The organism is Burkholderia singularis, assembly GCF_001718875.1.
In the GTDB taxonomy this organism is placed as follows: domain Bacteria; phylum Pseudomonadota; class Gammaproteobacteria; order Burkholderiales; family Burkholderiaceae; genus Burkholderia; species Burkholderia singularis.
Window position 1 is genome coordinate 311,284 of the sequence record NZ_CP013449.1, and the last position, 19,041, is coordinate 330,324.

The 19,041-nt window shown below is 65.3% G+C and carries 14 protein-coding genes; 10 read left to right on the forward strand and 4 right to left on the reverse strand.

What is annotated here, in order from left to right:
• Nucleotides 1-5: 5 nt before the first annotated feature.
• From AQ611_RS17400 to cheB, 10 genes are all read left to right on the forward strand, one after another.
• Nucleotides 6-200 carry a hypothetical protein gene (locus AQ611_RS17400; RefSeq protein WP_146011734.1) on the forward strand — a complete coding sequence of 65 codons (195 nt, stop codon included), beginning with the start codon at nt 6-8 and terminating at the stop codon, nt 198-200.
• Nucleotides 201-306: 106 nt separating this feature from the next.
• Nucleotides 307-1,947, forward strand: a complete 1,641-nt coding sequence (locus tag AQ611_RS17405) for an acetolactate synthase large subunit (RefSeq protein ID WP_059515254.1) — start codon at nt 307-309, stop codon at nt 1,945-1,947.
• Between the two features lie 54 nt (nt 1,948-2,001).
• Nucleotides 2,002-3,435 (forward strand): aldehyde dehydrogenase family protein, encoded by a 1,434-nt coding sequence (locus AQ611_RS17410; protein WP_069235506.1) that lies wholly within the window; start codon nt 2,002-2,004, stop codon nt 3,433-3,435.
• Between the two features lie 467 nt (nt 3,436-3,902).
• Entirely contained in the window at nt 3,903-5,000 is a 1,098-nt protein-coding gene (locus AQ611_RS17415; protein ID WP_059515250.1) for a hybrid sensor histidine kinase/response regulator, read from the forward strand.
• A gap of 115 nt (nt 5,001-5,115) precedes the next feature.
• A complete protein-coding gene (locus tag AQ611_RS17420) occupies nt 5,116-6,795 on the forward strand; it encodes a methyl-accepting chemotaxis protein (RefSeq protein WP_069235507.1) in 1,680 nt (559 codons plus the stop codon).
• A gap of 26 nt (nt 6,796-6,821) precedes the next feature.
• On the forward strand, nt 6,822-7,346 hold the full coding sequence (locus tag AQ611_RS17425; protein ID WP_069235508.1) for a chemotaxis protein CheW: 525 nt from the start codon (nt 6,822-6,824) through the stop codon (nt 7,344-7,346).
• Entirely contained in the window at nt 7,343-9,025 is a 1,683-nt protein-coding gene (locus AQ611_RS17430) for a CheR family methyltransferase (RefSeq protein WP_069235509.1), read from the forward strand. Before AQ611_RS17425 ends, AQ611_RS17430 begins: the two co-directional genes overlap by 4 nt.
• Nucleotides 9,006-9,713 carry a chemotaxis protein CheW gene (locus AQ611_RS17435; RefSeq protein WP_059515244.1) on the forward strand — a complete coding sequence of 236 codons (708 nt, stop codon included), beginning with the start codon at nt 9,006-9,008 and terminating at the stop codon, nt 9,711-9,713. The genes AQ611_RS17430 and AQ611_RS17435 overlap by 20 nt, the downstream gene beginning before the upstream one ends.
• On the forward strand, nt 9,710-12,061 hold the full coding sequence (locus tag AQ611_RS17440) for a hybrid sensor histidine kinase/response regulator (RefSeq protein ID WP_069235510.1): 2,352 nt from the start codon (nt 9,710-9,712) through the stop codon (nt 12,059-12,061). Before AQ611_RS17435 ends, AQ611_RS17440 begins: the two co-directional genes overlap by 4 nt.
• A gap of 4 nt (nt 12,062-12,065) precedes the next feature.
• The gene (gene cheB, locus AQ611_RS17445; protein WP_059515240.1) at nt 12,066-13,100 is read left to right on the forward strand and encodes a chemotaxis response regulator protein-glutamate methylesterase; all 1,035 of its coding nucleotides are present in this window, start codon (nt 12,066-12,068) and stop codon (nt 13,098-13,100) included.
• Nucleotides 13,101-13,447: 347 nt separating this feature from the next.
• Here cheB and AQ611_RS17450 read toward each other — a convergent pair whose 3' ends face one another.
• The 4 genes from AQ611_RS17450 to AQ611_RS17465 all read right to left on the reverse strand — a co-directional run bounded on the left by AQ611_RS17450 (nt 13,448) and on the right by AQ611_RS17465 (nt 18,937).
• The gene (locus tag AQ611_RS17450) at nt 13,448-14,401 is read right to left on the reverse strand and encodes a CPBP family intramembrane glutamic endopeptidase (protein ID WP_069235511.1); all 954 of its coding nucleotides are present in this window, start codon (nt 14,399-14,401) and stop codon (nt 13,448-13,450) included.
• A gap of 301 nt (nt 14,402-14,702) precedes the next feature.
• Nucleotides 14,703-15,368: an outer membrane lipoprotein gene (locus tag AQ611_RS17455; protein WP_069235512.1), complete on the reverse strand. Its 666-nt coding sequence runs from the start codon at nt 15,366-15,368 to the stop codon at nt 14,703-14,705.
• Nucleotides 15,369-15,509: 141 nt separating this feature from the next.
• Nucleotides 15,510-16,547, reverse strand: coding sequence for a tryptophan--tRNA ligase (gene trpS, locus AQ611_RS17460; RefSeq protein ID WP_069235513.1), 1,038 nt, complete (start codon nt 16,545-16,547; stop codon nt 15,510-15,512).
• A 434-nt stretch (nt 16,548-16,981) separates the two neighbouring features.
• Nucleotides 16,982-18,937: an ABC transporter ATP-binding protein gene (locus AQ611_RS17465; RefSeq protein ID WP_083237440.1), complete on the reverse strand. Its 1,956-nt coding sequence runs from the start codon at nt 18,935-18,937 to the stop codon at nt 16,982-16,984.
• Nucleotides 18,938-19,041 lie beyond the last annotated feature (104 nt).

Sequence of the window (19,041 nt, forward strand, 5' to 3'; positions counted from 1 at the left end):
GTTTCTTGCTCGTCACCATTGTGGTACGCCGCTTGCATCAAAGCGGCATTTCCGCCGATCTTCTACAATCGAATCGCAGCAGCTTCGCCGGCAGTGAGCTGGCCGCCTGCGCCGGCAATCGTTACGGCATCCGATCGATCGCCGTGAATCGGGCCGCATGTCATCGCGTGTTGCCGCGTCGTCGTGGTTGTGGCTTGTGAGTGTGCAGTCGAAGCAAACGGGTCGCGCGCGTCGTAGGCCGGCGTGCGCGTCATTCAGCGCCGTGCCGTCCGTAGGCCGGATGCATGGCATCAACCGAGAATCCCGATGAAAGCATCCGATCTGTTCGTGAAGGCGCTGGAGGCCGAAGGCGTTCAGTATGTGTTCGGCATCCCCGGCGAGGAAAATCTCGACTTGCTCGAATCGCTGCGGCGCTCCCGCATCAAGCTGATCCTGACCCGCCACGAGCAGGCGGCGGGCTTCATGGCTGCCACCTATGGACGGCTCACCGGCAAGACGGGCGTTTGCCTGTCGACTCTCGGCCCGGGCGCGACGAACTTCGTGACGGCCGCGGCCTACGCGCAGTTGGGCGGCATGCCGATGCTGATGATCACCGGGCAAAAGCCGATCAAGTCGAGCAAGCAGGGCCATTTCCAGATCGTCGACGTGGTCGGGATGATGCAGCCGCTCACGAAGCTGACGCGGCAGATCGTGTCGATCGGCAATATTCCGTCGGCGGTGCGCGAGGCGTTCCGGCGCGCGGAGGAGGAGCGCCCGGGCGCCACGCACCTCGAATTGCCCGAGGATATCGCCCACGAGGAGGGGGACGGCCAGCCGATTCCCGCGAGCTACAGCCGCCGTCCGATCGCCGAGTGCAAGGCGGTAGCACGCGCGGTCGATGCGATTCGGGCGGCGCGCCATCCGCTTCTGATGATCGGCGCGGGCGGCAACCGCAAGACGACCTGCAAGACGCTGCTCGAATTCGTCGATGCCACGGGCATTCCGTTTTTCACGACGCAGATGGGCAAGGGCGTGATCGACGAGGCGCATCCGCTGTGGCTCGGTAATGCTTCGCTGTCCGATGGGGATTTCGTGCATCGCGCGATCGAGTACGCCGATTGCATCATCAACGTCGGCCATGACGTGATCGAGAAGCCGCCGTTCTTCATGCACGAGGACGACAAGACCGTGATTCACGTGAATTTTCTCGGCGCGCAGGTCGACCCCGTGTATTTCCCGCAGATCGAAGTGGTCGGCGACATCGCGAACGCGGTATGGCAGATGAAGGAGGCGCTGACGCCGCAGCCGCACTGGGACTTCGCGCGCTTCGCGATGATCAAGGAGCATTTCGAAGCACACCTGAAGAAAGGGCGGGACGATCCGCGCTTTCCGCTTTATCCAGTGCGCATCGTCCATGATCTGTACCGCGCGTTGCCCGCCGACGGCATCGTCTGTCTCGATAATGGCATGTACAAGATCTGGTTTGCCCGCTATTGGCGCGCGCACGAACCGAATTCGCTGCTGCTCGACAATGCGCTCGCGTCGATGGGCGCCGGCTTGCCGTCGGCGATCGCGACGAAGATCGTGCACCCGCAGCGCAAGGTGATCGCGGTATGCGGCGACGGCGGCTTCATGATGAATTCGCAGGAGATCGAGACGGCGGTGCGCTTGAAGCTCGATCTCGTCGTGATGATCCTGCGCGACGACGCGTTCGGGATGATTCGCTGGAAGCAGGAGAACATGAATTTTCCGGATTTCGCGATGACGCTGTCGAATCCGGATTTCGTCGCGTATGCGCAAAGCTATGGCGCGCACGGGCACCGGGTCGAATCGGCGGACGCGCTCGAGCCGTTATTGCGTGAATGCTTCGCGGCGCAGGGCGTGCATGTGATCGACGTGCCGATCGACTACTCGGACAACGAGCGCGTGCTGAACCGCGAAATCAAGCGTCTATCGGCTCAACTGTGACGACCCGCATAGCAGCCGGAACTTGCATTGCCTACCGGAAAGGAGTCATTCGTCATGCTGAAGGAAACCTATCCGTACTACCTCGCGAACGAACCGGTTCATGCGAACGCGGATCTCGCCGTCACCGACAAATACAGCGGCCAGGTTGCGACGCGCGTGGCGCTTGCCGATGCCACGGCGATCGACGCGGCGATCGCGGCGGCCGTCGATGCGCAAAAGCCGCTGCGCGAGCTGTCCGCGTACAAGCGGCAGGCGATTCTCGAACATTGCGTCGCGCGATTTCGCGAACGTTTCGACGAACTCGCCGAAGCGCTCTGCATCGAAGCAGGCAAGCCGATCAACGATTCGAAGGGCGAAGTCACGCGCCTGATCGATACGTTTCGCGTTGCGGCGGAAGAATCGGTGCGCATCGACGGCGGGATGATCAATCTCGAAATTTCGCCGCGCGCGCAGGGCTATAGTGGTTACTACAAGCGTATGCCGATCGGCCCCTGCTCGTTCATCTCGCCGTTCAACTTTCCTTTGAACCTCGCCGCGCATAAGGTCGCTCCGGCACTGGCTGCCGGTTGTCCGTTCGTGCTGAAACCGGCAAGCCGCACGCCCGTCGGCGCGCTCATCATCGGCGAGATTCTCGCGGAAACGGATTTGCCGAAAGGCGCGTTCTCGGTGCTGCCCGCGCATCGCGACGGCGCCGACCTGTTCACGACCGACGAGCGCTTCAAGCTGCTGTCGTTTACCGGTTCGCCTGCCGTCGGCTGGGAACTCAAGCGTAAGGCGGGCAAGAAGAAGGTTGTCCTCGAGCTGGGCGGCAATGCGGCCGCGATCGTCGACGCCGACCAGCATGCGCAACTCGACTACGTCGTCGAGCGGCTCGCGTTCGGTGCGTACTACCAATCCGGGCAAAGCTGTATCGGCGTGCAGCGGATTCTCGCGCATGCCGATGTGTACGATGCGCTGCGCGATAAGCTGATCGAGAAAACCCGCTCGCTGAAGATGGGTGATCCTAAGGACCCGGCGACTTTCGTCGGGCCGATGATCTCCGAATCCGAGGCGCGGCGTCTTGCCGGCTGGATGGACGCGGCTGTCGCGGCGGGGGCGACGATCGTCGCGGGCGGGAAGGTCGACGGCGCGATGTTCGAGGCGACGCTGCTCGAGCAGGTCGGACGCGAGCAGGATCTGTATCGCAAGGAGGCGTTTGGCCCAGTGGCGCTGCTCGAACCGTTCTCCGACTTCGACGATGCGCTCGCGCGGGTGAACGACAGCGATTTCGGCTTGCAGGCGGGGGTGTTTACCGATTCGCTCGCGCACGTGCAGCGGGCATGGGATGAACTGGAGGTGGGGGGTGTCGTGATCAACGACGTGCCGTCGTTCCGCGTGGACAACATGCCGTATGGCGGCGTCAAGGATTCGGGGCTCGGTCGCGAGGGAATAAGGTATGCGATCGAAGACATGACCGAGTTGCGCCTGATGGTCGTGCGCAAGCGTTGAGCGGGCTGCAACGCAGCACGTGCGCCGCACTGGTTTTTGCGACAGTTCTTTTCAATATTTCAAGATAATTACTTTTTGGATGATAAAACTGAAAGATGCGCAAACGCTTGTCCTGCATAATGGCCGTGTCGACAATGTCGATGGAAACGCTTTTTTGAGATAAATAGTCGGTGCGTTGTGCCGCGCACCATGAGCCGGGAGTGGCGGAATCCGGCAAAAGCGGGTTTGAACGGAGCCAGCCGATGCGAGTTTGGGGGAGTGGTTGCGACACGATTCGGCCACCTAACGGGAATACGGGAATGGAATGGTTCCGGCCGATGAATAAGAGCAGCAGATTGTCTCAATTTCATTTAACATCGGCATTTATATTCTAATCGGAAATAATTAGGACCTGCTTATAGCCCACCCGAATTGGCCGACGGACGAGCGGGCAGGCAACGAAGGCGATGATTGCGTAGTGTAAAGATATGATGAACAAAGCGGATGGGGATAACGCGCCGGATGCTCCGGAATCGGAGATTTCCGTGCTGCTGGTTGACGACCAGCCGTTCGTCGGCGAGGTGATACGCCGCCTGCTCGTTCCGGAGCGCGACATCGTGCTGCATACCTGCACCGATGCACAGTGCGCGCTGTCGGTGGCAAAGGACGTGAAGCCGACCGTGATCCTGCAGGATCTGGTGATGCCCGACATCGACGGTCTCGATCTCGTGCGCACTTGGCGCAGTGAGGCGCAGACTGCGCGGGTGCCGATCATCGTGCTGTCCGCGAAGGAAGAGCCCGACGTCAAGCGGGCCGCATTCATGGCGGGCGCAAACGACTATCTCGTCAAGCTGCCCGACACCATCGAACTGATCGCGCGAATCCGCTATCACTCGAATTCGTACCTGATGTTGCGCCAGCGCGACGAAGTGCTCGATTTTCTGTCGCACGACATGCGCACGCCGCAAACGTCGATCCTCGCGCTCCTCGATGTCTACCGCAACGGGCACGGCGAGATGCCGCCCATTCTCGAGCGGATCGAGGCGCATGCACGTCGCGCGCTCGCGCTTGCAGACGGTTTTATCCATTTGACGCGCGCGCAGTCCGAGAAGCGTCCGAGTGATCTCGTCAGCCTGAACGAGGTCGTGCTCGACGCGGTGGACCAGATGTGGGAAAGAGCGACTTGCATCGGCAGCCGCGTGAGTGCCGACGTGCCGCCCGCCGAATGCCTGTGCATCGGCGACCGGATGATGTTGACGCGCGCGGTCGCGAACCTGGTCGACAATGCATTGAAATATGGCCCGGCTCACTCCGAAGTGCACTGCACGCTCGTCGACGACGGCGACGGCTGGCTGATCGGCGTCGAGGACGAGGGCGCAGGCATCGCGCCGGAACAGCGCGCGGCCGCGATGGAATCGTTCGTGCGGCTCGTGCCGACGGGCGGCGCGCAGCGCGGCGGCTTCGGGCTGGGGCTCGCGTTCGTGCGCGCGACGGCCGCGAAGCATCGCGGCCAGTTGCTGATGCGCTATACGACGCGCGGATTCCTGGCCGGGCTGCGGGTGCCGAAGGAAACCGGCGCGGCTTGAGCCGCCGGCAGCCGAATGCCCGGATGTATCCGGCGCGATGCCACGCGCCGGGAGGATCAAGTTACACTCGCGGTGCTTATTTCCAAACGCTTTTCCGCCAGCCGGATCGAACGATATGTCTACCGTGACGCCTCGCGCCAGCCATGAGCAGTCCAAACCTTCCGCCGGCGGCAGCCGGCTCATGCTGGGTAACCGGATCCTGCTCAGTTTCGGCGTGCTGTTCATACTGATGTTGATGACCGCCGCGCTGTCCTATCAGCGGCTGAATACGATCAACGAAGAAGCCGTCAGTATCGAGCGCGATTCTCTCCCGGGCGTGTATCTCGCGTCGTCATTGCGCGCGGCGGCGAACGAATCGTATATCGCGATGCAGCGCGCGGTGTTCGTCGATACGGAGCCCGATGCGATCAAGCGCGATCTCGCGGCGATTCCCGGCTCCCTGCAGGAATTCGACAAGTTGTCGGCCGAATATCAGGCGTCCATTTTCCGCGACGACGACCAGAATCGCTTCAATGCATTCCGCACCGCTTACGATCAATATTTGCCGCTGTTGAACGACACGTTGCAAAAGGCGCATGGCGCAAGGAGCGAAGCGGTTGCCGCGTATATGAAGATGACGCCTGCCTGGACGGAGATGATTCGCCTGGCAAACATTCTCGTCAAGGAAAACCGGCGCTTTGCCGAGCAGTCGGCCGTGGCGATCCGCAACTCGGCGCAAGGCACCGAAGTCACGCTTGCGATTGCGCTTGGCGTCGTGCTCGTGAGCGCGCTCGTGCTCGGCTACTTGCTGTATCGGGCGGTTACCGTGCCGATGGCGCGGCTCATCGAAGTGCATGATGTGATGCGCACCGGCGATCTGACTCAGCGGCTCGATCTGGGCCGCAGCGACGAATTCGGCACGCTGGAGAACGGCTTCAACCGGATGGCCGACGAATTGACCGCGCTCGTCGCGCAAGCGCAGAAATCGTCGTTTCAGGTGACGACTTCGGTTGCCGAGATCGCGGCGACGTCGCGCGAGCAACAGGCGACCGCGAACGAAACGGCGGCGACCACGACCGAGATCGGCGCGACGTCGCGCGAAATTTTCGCGACCTCGCGCGATCTGCTGCATACGATGAACGAAGTGTCGGCGGTGGCCGAGCAGTCGGCCACGCTGGCGGGCGTCGGGCAAAGCGGGCTCACGCGCATGGGCGAGACGATGCGCAGCGTGATGGACGCGGCAGGCTCGGTGAACGCGAAGCTCGCGATTCTCAACGATAAGGCGATCAACATCAACCAGGTGGTTGCGACGATCACGAAGGTCGCCGATCAGACCAATCTGTTGTCGCTGAACGCGGCGATCGAAGCGGAGAAAGCGGGCGAGTACGGCCGCGGCTTCGCGGTCGTGGCGACCGAGATTCGCCGGCTGGCCGACCAGACGGCCGTCGCGACGTATGACATCGAGCAGACGGTGAAGGAAATCCAGTCGGCCGTCTCGGCGGGCGTGATGGGGATGGATAAATTCTCCGAGGAGGTGCGGCGCGGCATGCGCGATGTTCAGCAGGTGGGCGCCCAGCTCTCGCAGATCATTGCCGAAGTACAGGCACTCGCGCCACGCTTTCAGATGGTCAACGAAGGCATGCAGACGCAGGCCAATGGCGCCGAGCAGATCACGCAGGCACTGTCGCAGCTCTCCGAGGCTGCGCAGCAGACGGCTGAATCGTTGCGGCAATCGTCGCAGGCGATCGACGATCTCACGCTGGTCGCTAACCAGTTGCGCACCGGCGTGTCGCGCTTCAAGGTCGATGCGCCGTGACTTTCGATGCATCCAACGGAGCCGACATGTTGTTCCTGTTGTTTCACCTCGACGACGAGCGTTACGCGCTCGATGCGACGCAGATCGCCGAAGTGCTGCCGCTCGCGGACATGAGGGCGATTCCCGGTGCGCCGGCGTGGGCGGCCGGCATCCTGATGCATCGCGGCGAGCCCGTGCCGGTGATCGACGTGACGCGGCTCGCGCTTGGCCGCGCGTCGCAGCGGCTGCGCTCGACGCGGCTTGCGATCGTGCGCTACCGGCCGAGCGTCGATGGCGGCAGCCCTGCGTTCGGCAAACCGTATGAGCGGCGGCTTGGGCTCGTCGTCGAGCGTGCTACGCAGACGGCGCGCATCGCACGCGACGCGTTCCGCGACAGCGCAATCGTCACGTCGCACGCGCGTTGGCTGGGGCCGATCGCGAGCGATGCCGATGGGCTCGTTCAGTGGGTTGCGGTTTCGCAGATTCTCGATGGCGAGGCGCGCACGCTGTTGTTCGATTATGCCGCGTCGCTCGCGCCGAGCGCGGATGGATTGACGCAGAGTCTGCCATGAACGTATTCGATGCGCGTTTTCATGCGTGGTTGTCGCGCGAAACCGGGATCGATCCGGCATCGCTCGGCACCGATTTCGTCGAGCGTGCGCTCGTCGAGCGCATCCGCGCGATGCAAACTGATGCGCACGATCGCCAATGCGAGCAGCAAAACCGTTTACAGCCGGTGACGGACGAAGCGGTCGACGCCTATTGGCAGTTGCTGAATGCATCGGTGGACGAGCGGCGTGCGTTGGTCGAACTGTTCGTCGTGCCGGAGACTTGGTTCTTTCGCGAGCCTGAAGCGTTCGCGTTGCTCGTGCGTTTTAGCTGCGAGCGGCTGTTCGCGGAGCCAGGCCGCATGCTGAAAATCCTGAGCGCGCCATGCTCGACGGGCGAGGAGCCGTATTCGGCGGCGATGGCGCTGCTCGATGCCGGTATCGACCCGGCGCGCTTCGAAATCGACGCGTTCGACATCAGCCAGCGTGTGATCGAATACGCGCAGCGGGCGCAGTACGGCCGCAATTCGTTTCGCGGCCATGCGCTCGGGTTTCGCGACCGCCATTTCAAGAGTGCGGCCGACGGTTGGACGCTCGACGAGCGGGTGCGCGCGTGTGTGCGGTTCCGGCGCGTGAATCTGCTCGACCTTCCCGGTTACGCCTGCGGGCCGTATGACTTTATTTTTTGCCGCAACGTGCTGATTTATTTCGACCGGGATGCGCAGGACCGTGTCGTGCGCATCGTCGATGGCCGGCTCGCGCCCGGTGGCGTGCTGTTTGTCGGGCCAGCCGAGACGGGCGTGGTGATGCGGCAAGGGATGATGGCATCGGCCCAGGTTCCGCTCGCGTTCGCGTTTTACAAGTCGGCCGCTGCAGGTGGGCGGGCGGACGGCGCCCGGCAAGCGGGCCCGGCGGCGAATGCCGGCGCGGGTGCGGCGCCTGGGGGCAGGTCGGGTGCGGCCGCGTGCGAGCAGCGGACCGGGGCCGGGCGGCCGTCAGGCAAGACGGGCGGCTGCGGTTTGGACACCGCATCGCCTGCGCCGGATGCCTCCGGCGCAGGCACGGCAGGCGCCGCGTCGTGGCCGGTGTTCGAATCGCTCGAACGCACGCCCGATATCGCGTGGCCGGAATCGGATAACCCTGCCCGTTTCGGGCTGGAGCGTGGCCCAACGGCGGCGTTCGATGCCGCGTGGCCCGCGCGGGCCGCGCCAGCATCCGCGAATGCAAATGCGTCGCGTGCGGTCCCGCCGCCTCAGGCGCCGGACGCGCTCGCCTTCCCGATAGCCGCGCCCGCATCCGCTGCCGCGGGCGACGCGGCATCGTCCGATGTGTCGCTCGATGCCGCCCGGCGGCTTGCCGACGCGGGCGAGTTCGACGCCGCGCGGCAGACCGTGCAGGCGTCGCTCGATGCCGCCGGGCCGAGTGCCGATGCGTTCTATCTGCTCGGCCTGATCGCCGATGCGCAGGGTCATGGCGATAAAGCCGTCGACGATTACCGCAAGGCGCTATACCTCGATCCGTCGCATTACGAAGCATTGACGCATCTGGCGACACTGCTCGACATCGGCGGCGATCACGCTGGCGCGCAATGGCTGATGCAGCGTGCGCGTCGCGCGGCGCGGGCCGAAGCGGTGCCGCCGGTCGGGCAGTTGACGAATGACGACGGTCAACCGAGAGGAACCCATGAGCCGCGGCGCCGTTGAGCAAGCACGGATCGCAGTCGAGATCGACGCATGCTGGAATCGCATCGGCACGCGCGGCGATCGTTCGTGCGAGCGGTTGGCCGAGTATCGGCGCTGTCTGAATTGCCCGGTGTATGCGCACCATGCGGCAATCTTGCTCGACCGCCCGCTCACCGATGCGGAACTGGCCGATGCGTCCCGGTTCGCCGCCGGGCAGACGGCCGCCGAAGCGGCGCGCGACGATATTGACGATGCCAAGCATGCGGCACTCGTGTTTCGCGTCGCGCACGAGTGGCTTGCGCTGCCGACCTGCGTGCTGTGCGAGATCGTCGACACCCGCAAGATTCATCCGCTGCCGCATCGCCGCAATCGTGCGGTGCTCGGCATTGCCAACGTGCGCGGCACGCTGCGAGTCGCGGTATCGCTGGCGCAACTGCTCGGCCTGGATACGCCCGCGAGCGGCGTTGCGCTGCGCGCGGGATTCACGCGCATGCTGGTCGTCGCGCATCGGGGCGATCCCGTCGTGTTCCCGGTTGACGAAGTAGAGGGCGTGTTGCGTTTTGCTGCGTCGGAATGGATGCCGGCGCCCGCGACCGTCGCCCGTGCGGGCGACGCGCATTCGCGCGGCGTGTTCGGCTGGCGCGGCAAGACGGTCGGACTGCTCGACGAGGACCGGCTGTTCGATTCACTGGCACGGAGCCTGCGATGAGCGCCGACGACGATTTCGGCCGCGCGTCGTTGCTCGAGCTGTTTCGCGAGGAGACGCAGACGCAGACCCAGGCGCTGTCCGAGCGGCTGCTCGCGCTCGAGCGCGGCGTACAGGACGCGGCCGCGCTCGATGCGTGCATGCGCGCTGCGCATTCGCTGAAAGGCGCGGCGCGCATTGTCGGCGTGCAGCAGGGTGTCGATATCGCGGGGCGGATGGAGGATTGCTTCGTCGCCGTGCAGCAAGGCAGGCGGCCGCTGAGCCCGAGTCACGTCGACGCGCTGCTGACGGGGGTGGATCTGCTGGTGCGCGTGGGGGATCCGCTTACGGCGCAAACGGTGACGCAGGCCGATATCGGCGCGTTCATCGCGGCGCTCGATGCGGCCGATGCGGGCAACGGCGCTGCAGCGGGCGCCGCCGCAGCGCCGAAGTCCGAAGCAGGGCTGCATGAGCCGCGCCCCGACGTGCTGCGGGATGAGCTGCCCATGGAGCAACACGCGGCGCCCCGCGCAGTGAAGGATCGGTCGACGGAGCCCGCCAGGGAGCCGGCGAAAGACGACGCGAAAGACCCGTTGAAAGATACGTCCAAAGCGCCCGGCGCGGACCGCGCATCGAGCCAAATGCGCCGCGTGCGCGCCGATACGCTCGATCGTCTGCTGAGTCTGTCGGGCGAATCGCTGGTGGAGTCGCGCTGGTTGAAGCCGTTCTCGGAAGCGATGTTGCGCATGAAGCGCGCGCAGCGCGACGCCGCGCGCGCACTCGATACGTTATACGAAGCGCTCTCGGACGATACCGATCCGCGCTTGCGCAGCGCGTTCGGCGACGTGCGGCAAATGTTCACGGATCTGCAGCGCACGCTTGCGGCGCGGCTCGACGAGTTCGACCGCTATGAGCGGCGCAGCACGCACATTGCCGAGCAACTCTACGACGAGGCGCTGCAATGCCGGATGCGTCCGTTCGGCGATGCGACGCGAGCGTATCCGCGCGTCGTGCGCGATCTCGCACGCTCGCTCGGCAAGCACGTGCGTTTTTCGATCGTCGGCGAAGCAACGCAGGTCGACCGCGACATTCTCGACATGCTCGACGCGCCACTTGGTCATTTGCTGCGCAACGCGATCGACCACGGCATCGAGCCACCCGAGGTGCGGCTCGCGCGCGGCAAACCGGCCGAGGCGAGCGTCACGCTCGAGGCGCGGCATAGCGCCGGCTCGCTGCTCGTGAGTGTCAGCGACGATGGTCAGGGCGCCGATCTCGCCGCAGTGCGCGCGGCGGTCGTCAAGCACGGGCTGACCGACGAGGATACGGCCGCACGGCTGTCCGACCAGGAGTTGCTCGAATTCCTGCTGCTGCCCGGTTTCTCGATGCGCGAGCGGGTGACCGACGTATCCGGGCGCGGCGTCGGGCTCGACGCGGTGCATGAGATGGTGAAATCGGCGCGCGGCGCGGTGCGGATCTTCAACGAGCCCGGCCAAGGCATGCGCTTCGTGCTGCAATTGCCTCTGACGTTGTCGGTGATCCGCAGCCTGATCGTCGATGTCGGCGGCGAGCCTTACGCGTTTCCGCTCGTGCAGGTGCGCCGCACGCTCGAACTTGACCGTGCGGACATCGACGTGCTCGAAGGCCAGCAGCATTTCCCGCTCGACGATCGCCGCGTGGGCCTCGTCACCGCGCATCAACTGCTCGATGCGGGCGCGCTCGACGAGAGCCGGCCCACGACGGCCGTCGTCGTCGTGGGCGGCGAGCCGGAAACATACGGTGTCGCGGTCGATCGCTTCATCGGCGAGCGGATGCTCGTCGTGCAGCCGCTCGATAGCCGGCTCGGCAAAATTCAGAATATCGCGGCGGGCGCTTTGCTGGAAAATGGCGATCCGGTGCTGATCGTCGACGTCGAGGATCTGATGCGCTCGACCGACAAGCTGGTACGAGGCGGGCAACTCGCCAAGGTACACCACGACGGCGGCGAAGGGCTGGCTGCGCGGCGCAAGCGGGTGCTCGTCATCGATGATTCGCTGACCGTGCGCGAACTCGAACGCAAGCTGCTGGAAAAGCGCGGCTACGACGTGACGATCGCGATCGACGGAATGGACGGCTGGAACGTGTTGCGCGGCGACAGCTTCGATCTCGTCGTCACCGACATCGACATGCCGCGGATGGACGGCATCGAGCTTGTCACGCTGATCAAGAGCGACCCGCTGCTGAAGGCCGTGCCGGTGATGGTGGTGTCGTACAAGGATCGCGACGAGGACCGGCGGCGCGGGCTCGAAGCGGGCGCCGACTATTATCTGGCGAAAAGCGGCTTTCACGACGACGCGCTGCTCGACGCCGTGCATGACCTGATTGGGGACGCGTGAAGTCATGAATATCGGCATCGTCAACGATTTGCCGCTCGCCGTCGAGGCATTGCGCCGCACGATCGCGCTGCGCCAGGAGCATCGCGTGTTGTGGGTGGCGACCGACGGCGAGCAGGCGGTCGATTTCTGCATCGCGCAACCGCCCGACCTGGTGCTGATGGATCTCGTGATGCCACGCATCGACGGTGTGTCGGCCACGCGCAGCATTATGGCGCGCTCGCCATGCGCGATCCTGATCGTGACCGCGAGCGTCGGCGCGAATGCATCGTATGTCTACGAGGCGATGGGCGCGGGTGCGCTCGATGCCGTCGATACGCCGACGCTTGGCGAGCGTGGCGGCGCCGATCCGTCGCAGCCGCTGCTCGCGAAGATCGACCAGATCGGCCGGCTGCTCGCGACGCGCGCAGCAATGCCGGTGTCGCAGCCCATCGTAGAGCCCCCGCCGCGAGGTGTGCTGCCGCCGCTGGTGGCGATCGGCGCGTCGGCGGGCGGCCCGACCGCGTTGACGGAACTGCTGAAGCGGTTGCCCGAGAATTTTCCGGCGGCGATCGTCATCGTCCAGCACGTCGATCAGGCGTTCGCGATCGGGATGGCGCAGTGGCTCGACAGCTACACGCGGCTGCCGGTGCACATCGCGCGGCAAGGCAGCGCGCCGCAGCGCGGCGAGGTGCTGCTCGCCGCGACGAACGACCACCTGCAACTGACGCCGCGTGGCCTGCTCGGCTACACGCGATACCCGGAAGAGACGCCGTACCGGCCGTCAGTTGACGTGTTCTTTCAGAGCGTCGTTGATCACTGGAAGGGCGACGCAATCGGCGTGCTGCTGACGGGCATGGGGCGCGACGGCGCGCTCGGGCTGAAGTCGATGCGCACCAAGGGCTACTACACGATCGCGCAGGACGAGGCGACGTGCGCCGTGTACGGGATGCCGAAGGCCGCCGCCGCGATCGGCGCGGCGGTTTCCGTGCTGCCGCTCGATCGGATTGCCGATCAGCTTGTCTCGCTCGTGCAGCGCAAGGAGCGCTGGAATAGGCGTTGAGGTCGGCTGAAGCCGTCGCGTTCGCGCGCATCGTGCCGGAGCTTTAAGGCGGCTCCGGCATCCGGCTTCGCATCCGGCGTCAACGCAGCGCTTCTCGATGGATTCGGCGCGGCTGCGGAGGGGCGCGCACGCGTCATCCGCGATGCGCGGTTTTGCCGTTGGCGCGCAGCCGCGCCGACGGCGATTCCGATTCCGCTGCATTCGCGCCCGCGCGGCGTCATCGCGGCTCATCCGCGATGGAGGAGCCGCGCCGGGCTGCCGTCACTCCATATTTCGTTGAGCTTGCAGCGCGCGACGACGCGCCAGTACCGGTCCGCCTTGTCGCAGGCCGCGTCGATGCGGGTGCGCTACATCGCCCGCTTGCGCGCGTGCGGCAGCGACGCGCGGTCCGGGTCCGCGCACATCGGCAAACGCCACGCCGCATACGCCAGCACCGCGAGTAACGGAAACACCAACGCGCTGGCTTCCGGGCCGACGGTGCCGCCGCTCAGCCAAACCGGACCGATGGCGCGGCTCGTGAACAGCGTATCGTGTGAGCTGAGTCCGCTATTGGTCGCGCCGAACAGGAACGATTCGCTCCAGTCCCACATCGCATGCTCGCCGATCACCCACCACAGCGAGCCGGTGCGCCAGACTGCGACGCTTGCGACCAATCCGTAGATCACGATCGGCACGATTCCCGCGATGTTCTCGTTACGATTCGACACATGCGAGATCCCGAAGGCAACCGACGTGAGCATCGCCGCGACGACGGGGTGAGTCTGCCGCACGAGCTTGAAAAACGGATACCCGCGATACGCGACTTCCTCCGTGAAGGCGACGAGCACGAACGTGGCGGCCCAGACGATGCCCGATTCGAGCGCGGCGGTGGCGCCCACGCCGGAGTATCGGATCGTCGCGCCGCCGGTAAGCACGAGCAGCCCCATGATCGCGGCGATTGCCGCAAAACCGCACATCGCGCCCCATGCGAAATGCAATGCGCGATGCGGCGCGCGCAGTCCGTAGTCGAGCCACGATTGGCGATCGACGCGGCCCATCGCGTAGGTGGCGATCAGCGCGGCTGCGCACAGCGCGAGTTCGAAGGGAATCTGTCCGGAAGTAGTCAGGTCATGGTAAGGGTGCAGGGGATGATGCAGCCGATGCCCTGCGTAATCGAGCGCGAACACCAGCGCTGCGACGATCGCGCAGTACAGCGATATGGCCCAGCCTGAGCGCAGGCCCTGCGCGCCGAACCAAACGCGCCTGAAGCGTTCGAGCCGTGACGGCGTGCGTGGAAAATCGTTGTCTTTCACATCTGCCATGTGATGGGTCGGGTTTTCGATGACCAGGCTTACGAATGGCCTGCGTTTATCACGAGCAGATAGCGGTGCCGATCGCGTGCGTGGCAGGCCGGCATCTGCGATGCGCGATGCGGCATACGGGGCCGAATGGTACATCCGGCATGCGCGGCTGTGTGTGGAGATGTGTGTTTGGCGCGGCTGATGCGCGGGATTGCGAGGCGCGGGAATGGCGCGCAGAGGCGGGCGCTGGGAAAGCCGGCGGCGGAACTGCGCACGCTGCCGTAGGCGGCGCGCGTGCGCGGCCGCCGTCGAATCGAAAAGATCAGTACCGCGAAATTTGATTGCCGTCGAGGCGGACGCGATCGCCCGGACGCAGGTCGCCCGGCGTTTGCAAATCGAACGAGCGCATCGAACCGTCGTTCAACCGCACGTCGATGCGATACGCGGCGGGCTGTGCGCCCATTTGTTGCCCGATCTGGTTGCCCGCGACTGCGCCGCCAAGCGCGCCGATGACTGTCGCGGCATCGCGCCCATGGCCCCGCCCGATCTGATTGCCGAGCACGCCGCCGACGAGCGCGCCGACGACCGTACCCGCGACGCCCGACGGGCTCGCGGCGCGGCCGATCGGCTGAATGCCGGCGATCGTTCCGTACTGGCTTCCGTAGCCGGGTGTTTGATAGACGGGCTGGCCGTAGCTCGATTGCGGCTGCGAATATGCCGGCTGCGGCGGCGCATATCCGGGTTGCGAATAATCGGGCTGTGCGTAAGGCGGTGGCGAATAGGCGGGCTGCGAATAGACCGGCTGCTGTTGCGTGTAAGCCGGCGCGCCGTAATATTGCGATTGCGAACCGTATGGCCCATACGCGTTCGGCGCAACGCACGCGCTGAGCGACAACGCCGCCGAAACGGCAAGCGAGACGAGCAGCGCGATCTTCGTCGAGGCCGGGCGTTGGTCGGCCGGCTTCTGTTCAGCGGACATCGTGTTCATCGTAGCGTGTGATTGTTATTGCACGTCGGCAGTATAGGGAATGCGATCGCGCGTGGATGCTTGCCGCGCGTAACAGTGTGTAAAGTCTGTTGCCGCGCGATGGACGCGGCCGTGCCGGCCGCGCCCGGCGCTGCGCGAGGCTCAATGCGCGGTGCGCCGCAACGAGAATGTGCACAACGCATCGCGTATCTCGTCGAGCGTGTTTTGCGTCACGCCGCTCGCGCGTCGCGTGCCGTCTATCAGCAGTTCGATCACGTCATCCGGCCTGCGCGCAAGTTGCGCTCGCCGCTCGCGGATCGGTGCGATCAGCGCCTGTAGTTTGTCATTTAGCCGGCGCTTGAGCGTCATGTCGCCGAGGCCGCCTGCGCGATACTCGGCCTTCAGTTGCGCGATTTCGCCGGGCGCGTCGTCGAATGCGTCGAGATACGTGAACACGACGTTGCCTTCGACCGTGCCCGGATCGGACGCACGCAGGTGATGCGGATCGGTGTACATCTGCATGACCGCATGGCGGATCTCGTCGGGCGACGACGACAGCGCGATCGCATTGTGTTGCGACTTGCTCATCTTCGCGCGGCCATCGACGCCGGGCAGGCGTCCTGTCGGCGCGATCAGCGCATGGGCTTCGGGCAGCACGTCGGTGCCCGCTTGCCGGTTGATCCGCCGGACGATTTCATTCGTCTGCTCGATGAGCGGCGCCTGATCGTCGCCGACCGGCACGGTGTCGGCTTTGAATGCGGTGATGTCGGCCGCTTGCGCGGCCGGATAGCAGAGAAAGCCGGCGGGGATGTCGCGGCCGAAGCCGCGCGCCTGGATTTCGTCCTTGATTGTCGGGTTGCGTTCTAGGCGGGCGACAGTCACGAAATTCAGATAAAGCAGAGTCAACTCGGCGAGCGCGGGCAAACCGGACTGCACCGCGATCGTACTCTTGGCCGGATCGATGCCGACGGCGAGATAGTCGAGCGCGACTTCGAGCACATTGCGGCGAACCTTGCCGGGATTGTGTGCGTTGTCGGTCAGCGCTTGCGTGTCGGCGATGAGGACGAATTGGCGGTGTGTCTCTTGCAGCGCGATGCGCGTTTTCAGCGAGCCGACGTAATGGCCGAGGTGCAGCGGGCCAGTCGGGCGATCGCCTGTCAGTGCGATCGGGCGCGGCGTGGGTGAAATGGGGGTATGCATCGGTGGTTTCTCCGTCAAGCGCTGCCGCCGCGCGGGCCGGATTCGGATGACGTCGATGCGATAACCCGCGATGCCGGCCGGCGTGCGGCGGCATGGTCGTGATCAGCGTGAATCGGGGGGTGACTATGCCGCTCCTTCAGGAGCGGCGCCAGAGGTGCAGGCGGAGGGCAGGCATGGGGTGAGAGTCGCACATTTTTGAAGTTTCTGCCAAGTGCGGCGGCTTGGGCGCTCGTTATCGCCGATGCCGCCGCGACGCGGCAAGCCGCTCTCGATAAGCGCGCGGCGTCACGCCGAGTGTGCGCAGGAAGCGGCATCGTTGCCTCGTAGCCGACATCGCAGCGCGCGGCAACGCGTCGCGTCGCCAGCACGCGATACCGTAACCGGCAAACGAAAGGCGCGATGGCGCTGACGCACCACCGCGCCCTGCGGCCGCGTCACTTGCCGAGCGCAACCTCGGAATCGTCGGTCCGGCTGTCCGGCGCGCCGCTCTGGCCGCGTCCGTTGCCCGGTGCCGGCGCAACGCGGGTATCGTGCCCGTCCTGCTCGCTGCGCAGCCAATCGGCCGCGTTCGCGCCCGTCTGCTCGATCAGCCCCTTTGCGAGTTCCAGCGCCTGTCGCTCGAACAGCCGCCGGTAAACGCCGCCCTCGAGCCGGATCAGCGTATCGTGATTGCCTTCCTCGATCACGCGGCCCTTGTCGAGCACGATCAGCCGGTCGAGCGAGCGCACCGTCGACAGCCGGTGCGCGACCACCAGCGTCGTGCGTCCGACCATCAGCCGCTCCATGGCCTGCTGGATCAGCACCTCGCTTTCGCTGTCGAGGCTCGACGTCGCCTCGTCCAGGATTAGCACCGGCGCATCGGCGAGGAACGCGCGCGCGATCGCGACGCGCTGCCGCTCGCCGCCCGACAGCTTGATGCCGCGCTCACCCACGAGCGTGTCGTAGCCCTGCGGCAGCGACGCGATGAAGTCGTGCGCGCTCGCGAGCCGCGCCGCACGCTCGATCTCGGCGCGCGTCGCGGTGGGCCGCGCATACGCGATGTTTTCCGCGAGCGTGCGATGGAACAGCACGGGCTCCTGCTGGACGATTGCAATCTGGCTGCGCAGCGAAGCCTGCGTGACCTCGGCGATATCCTGGCCGTCGATCGTGATGCGCCCGCTGTCGACATCGTAAAGCCGCTGAATCAGCTTGATGAACGACGTTTTGCCCGAGCCGGAATGCCCGACGAGCCCGATGCGCTCGCCCGGCGCGATCCGGATCGAGAAATCGTTGTACAACGGTTGCGAGCTTTGTCCGTAGCGGAACGTCACGTGCTCGAAGCGGATTTCGCCGCGTCCGATCGCGATCGGTTTCGCGCCGGGCTTGTCGTCGATGCCGAGCGGCTGCTGTTCCAGCGACACGAGTTCTTCCATGTCGTTGACCGAGCGTTGCACGTTGCGGATGTGCATGCCGATGTCGCGCAGGTAGCCTTGCAGCATCAGGAACGTCGTCAGTGCGAGCGTGATGTCGCCGACGCTCGCGCGATCGTTTGCCCACAGCCACAGCGCCGCGCCGAGAATCGCCGCTTGCATCGCGACGAGCATCATGCCCTGCACGCCGCCGTTCAGCGTGCCGCGCCGCCACGTGCGGCGCGTGCGCACCCGCCATTTCGACACGACGCGATCGAGCCGCGTTTCCTCGCGCGCTTCCGCACCGAACGCCTTGACGACGGCGTTGCAGCTGATCGCGTCGGCGAGTGCGCCGCCCATGCGGGTGTCCCACATGTTGCTCAGCCGGGCGGCGGGCGCGACGAAGCGTGTTGCCATCGTCGCCGTCACCGCGATGAACGCGATCGAACCGCCTCCGACCACCACGCCCATCACCGGCCAGTGCGCGCCGAGCAGCAGCGTCGCGCCGACGAGGATCGCCACGGAAGGCAGCAGCGCGACGAGCAGCGTATCGTTCAGCAGGTCGACCGCCCACATGCCGCGCGTGACCTTGCGCACCGTCGAGCCGGCGAAGCTGTTCGCGTGCCAGTCGGTCGAGAAGCGCTGTACGCGGTGAAACGCGTCGGCTGCGATTTTGCTCATCATCTTGAGCGTGAGCACGATGATGTTCATGAACACCGCCTGCCGCACCAACGTACCCGCCATGCCGATTCCGATCAGCATCCCGAACGCGTGCAGCGCGTCGCGCCACGCCGCGGCCTTGCCCGCAGCCGATGCGCCATGCGACAGTGCATCGACGAGCCGGCCCGCGAAGAGCGGGATCAGCACGTCGCCGAGCGCGCCGGCGAGTGCGAGCAGCATGATGGCGGCGATGCGCACGGGTTGCGTGCGCCAATGCCGGAAAGTGAATGCGAGCACGTCGGTAAACGCCCGCCCGCCAGGGTTCCTTGTTTTCTGGACCATTTATCAGAGCCCGGCCGCTCGTGACGAGCCGGGACTTGTCGATGAATTGTTTGAAAGCGAAAGCCGGACCCCGCGCTATTGCGCGGATGGATTGCGAAAAAACG

Bases quoted from the DNA above. Each gene is read 5' to 3' on its own strand.
- AQ611_RS17420 (WP_069235507.1), top strand. From the start codon at position 5,116: ATGTCTACCGTGACGCCTCGCGCCAGCCATGAGCAGTCCAAACCTTCC.
- AQ611_RS17450 (WP_069235511.1), bottom strand. From the start codon at position 14,401: ATGGCAGATGTGAAAGACAACGATTTTCCACGCACGCCGTCACGGCTC.
- cheB (WP_059515240.1), top strand. From the start codon at position 12,066: ATGAATATCGGCATCGTCAACGATTTGCCGCTCGCCGTCGAGGCATTG.
- AQ611_RS17405 (WP_059515254.1), top strand. From the start codon at position 307: ATGAAAGCATCCGATCTGTTCGTGAAGGCGCTGGAGGCCGAAGGCGTT.
- AQ611_RS17435 (WP_059515244.1), top strand. From the start codon at position 9,006: ATGAGCCGCGGCGCCGTTGAGCAAGCACGGATCGCAGTCGAGATCGAC.
- AQ611_RS17465 (WP_083237440.1), bottom strand. From the start codon at position 18,937: ATGGTCCAGAAAACAAGGAACCCTGGCGGGCGGGCGTTTACCGACGTG.
- AQ611_RS17455 (WP_069235512.1), bottom strand. From the start codon at position 15,368: ATGAACACGATGTCCGCTGAACAGAAGCCGGCCGACCAACGCCCGGCC.
- AQ611_RS17430 (WP_069235509.1), top strand. From the start codon at position 7,343: ATGAACGTATTCGATGCGCGTTTTCATGCGTGGTTGTCGCGCGAAACC.
- AQ611_RS17425 (WP_069235508.1), top strand. From the start codon at position 6,822: ATGTTGTTCCTGTTGTTTCACCTCGACGACGAGCGTTACGCGCTCGAT.
- AQ611_RS17410 (WP_069235506.1), top strand. From the start codon at position 2,002: ATGCTGAAGGAAACCTATCCGTACTACCTCGCGAACGAACCGGTTCAT.
- AQ611_RS17440 (WP_069235510.1), top strand. From the start codon at position 9,710: ATGAGCGCCGACGACGATTTCGGCCGCGCGTCGTTGCTCGAGCTGTTT.
- AQ611_RS17415 (WP_059515250.1), top strand. From the start codon at position 3,903: ATGATGAACAAAGCGGATGGGGATAACGCGCCGGATGCTCCGGAATCG.
- trpS (WP_069235513.1), bottom strand. From the start codon at position 16,547: ATGCATACCCCCATTTCACCCACGCCGCGCCCGATCGCACTGACAGGC.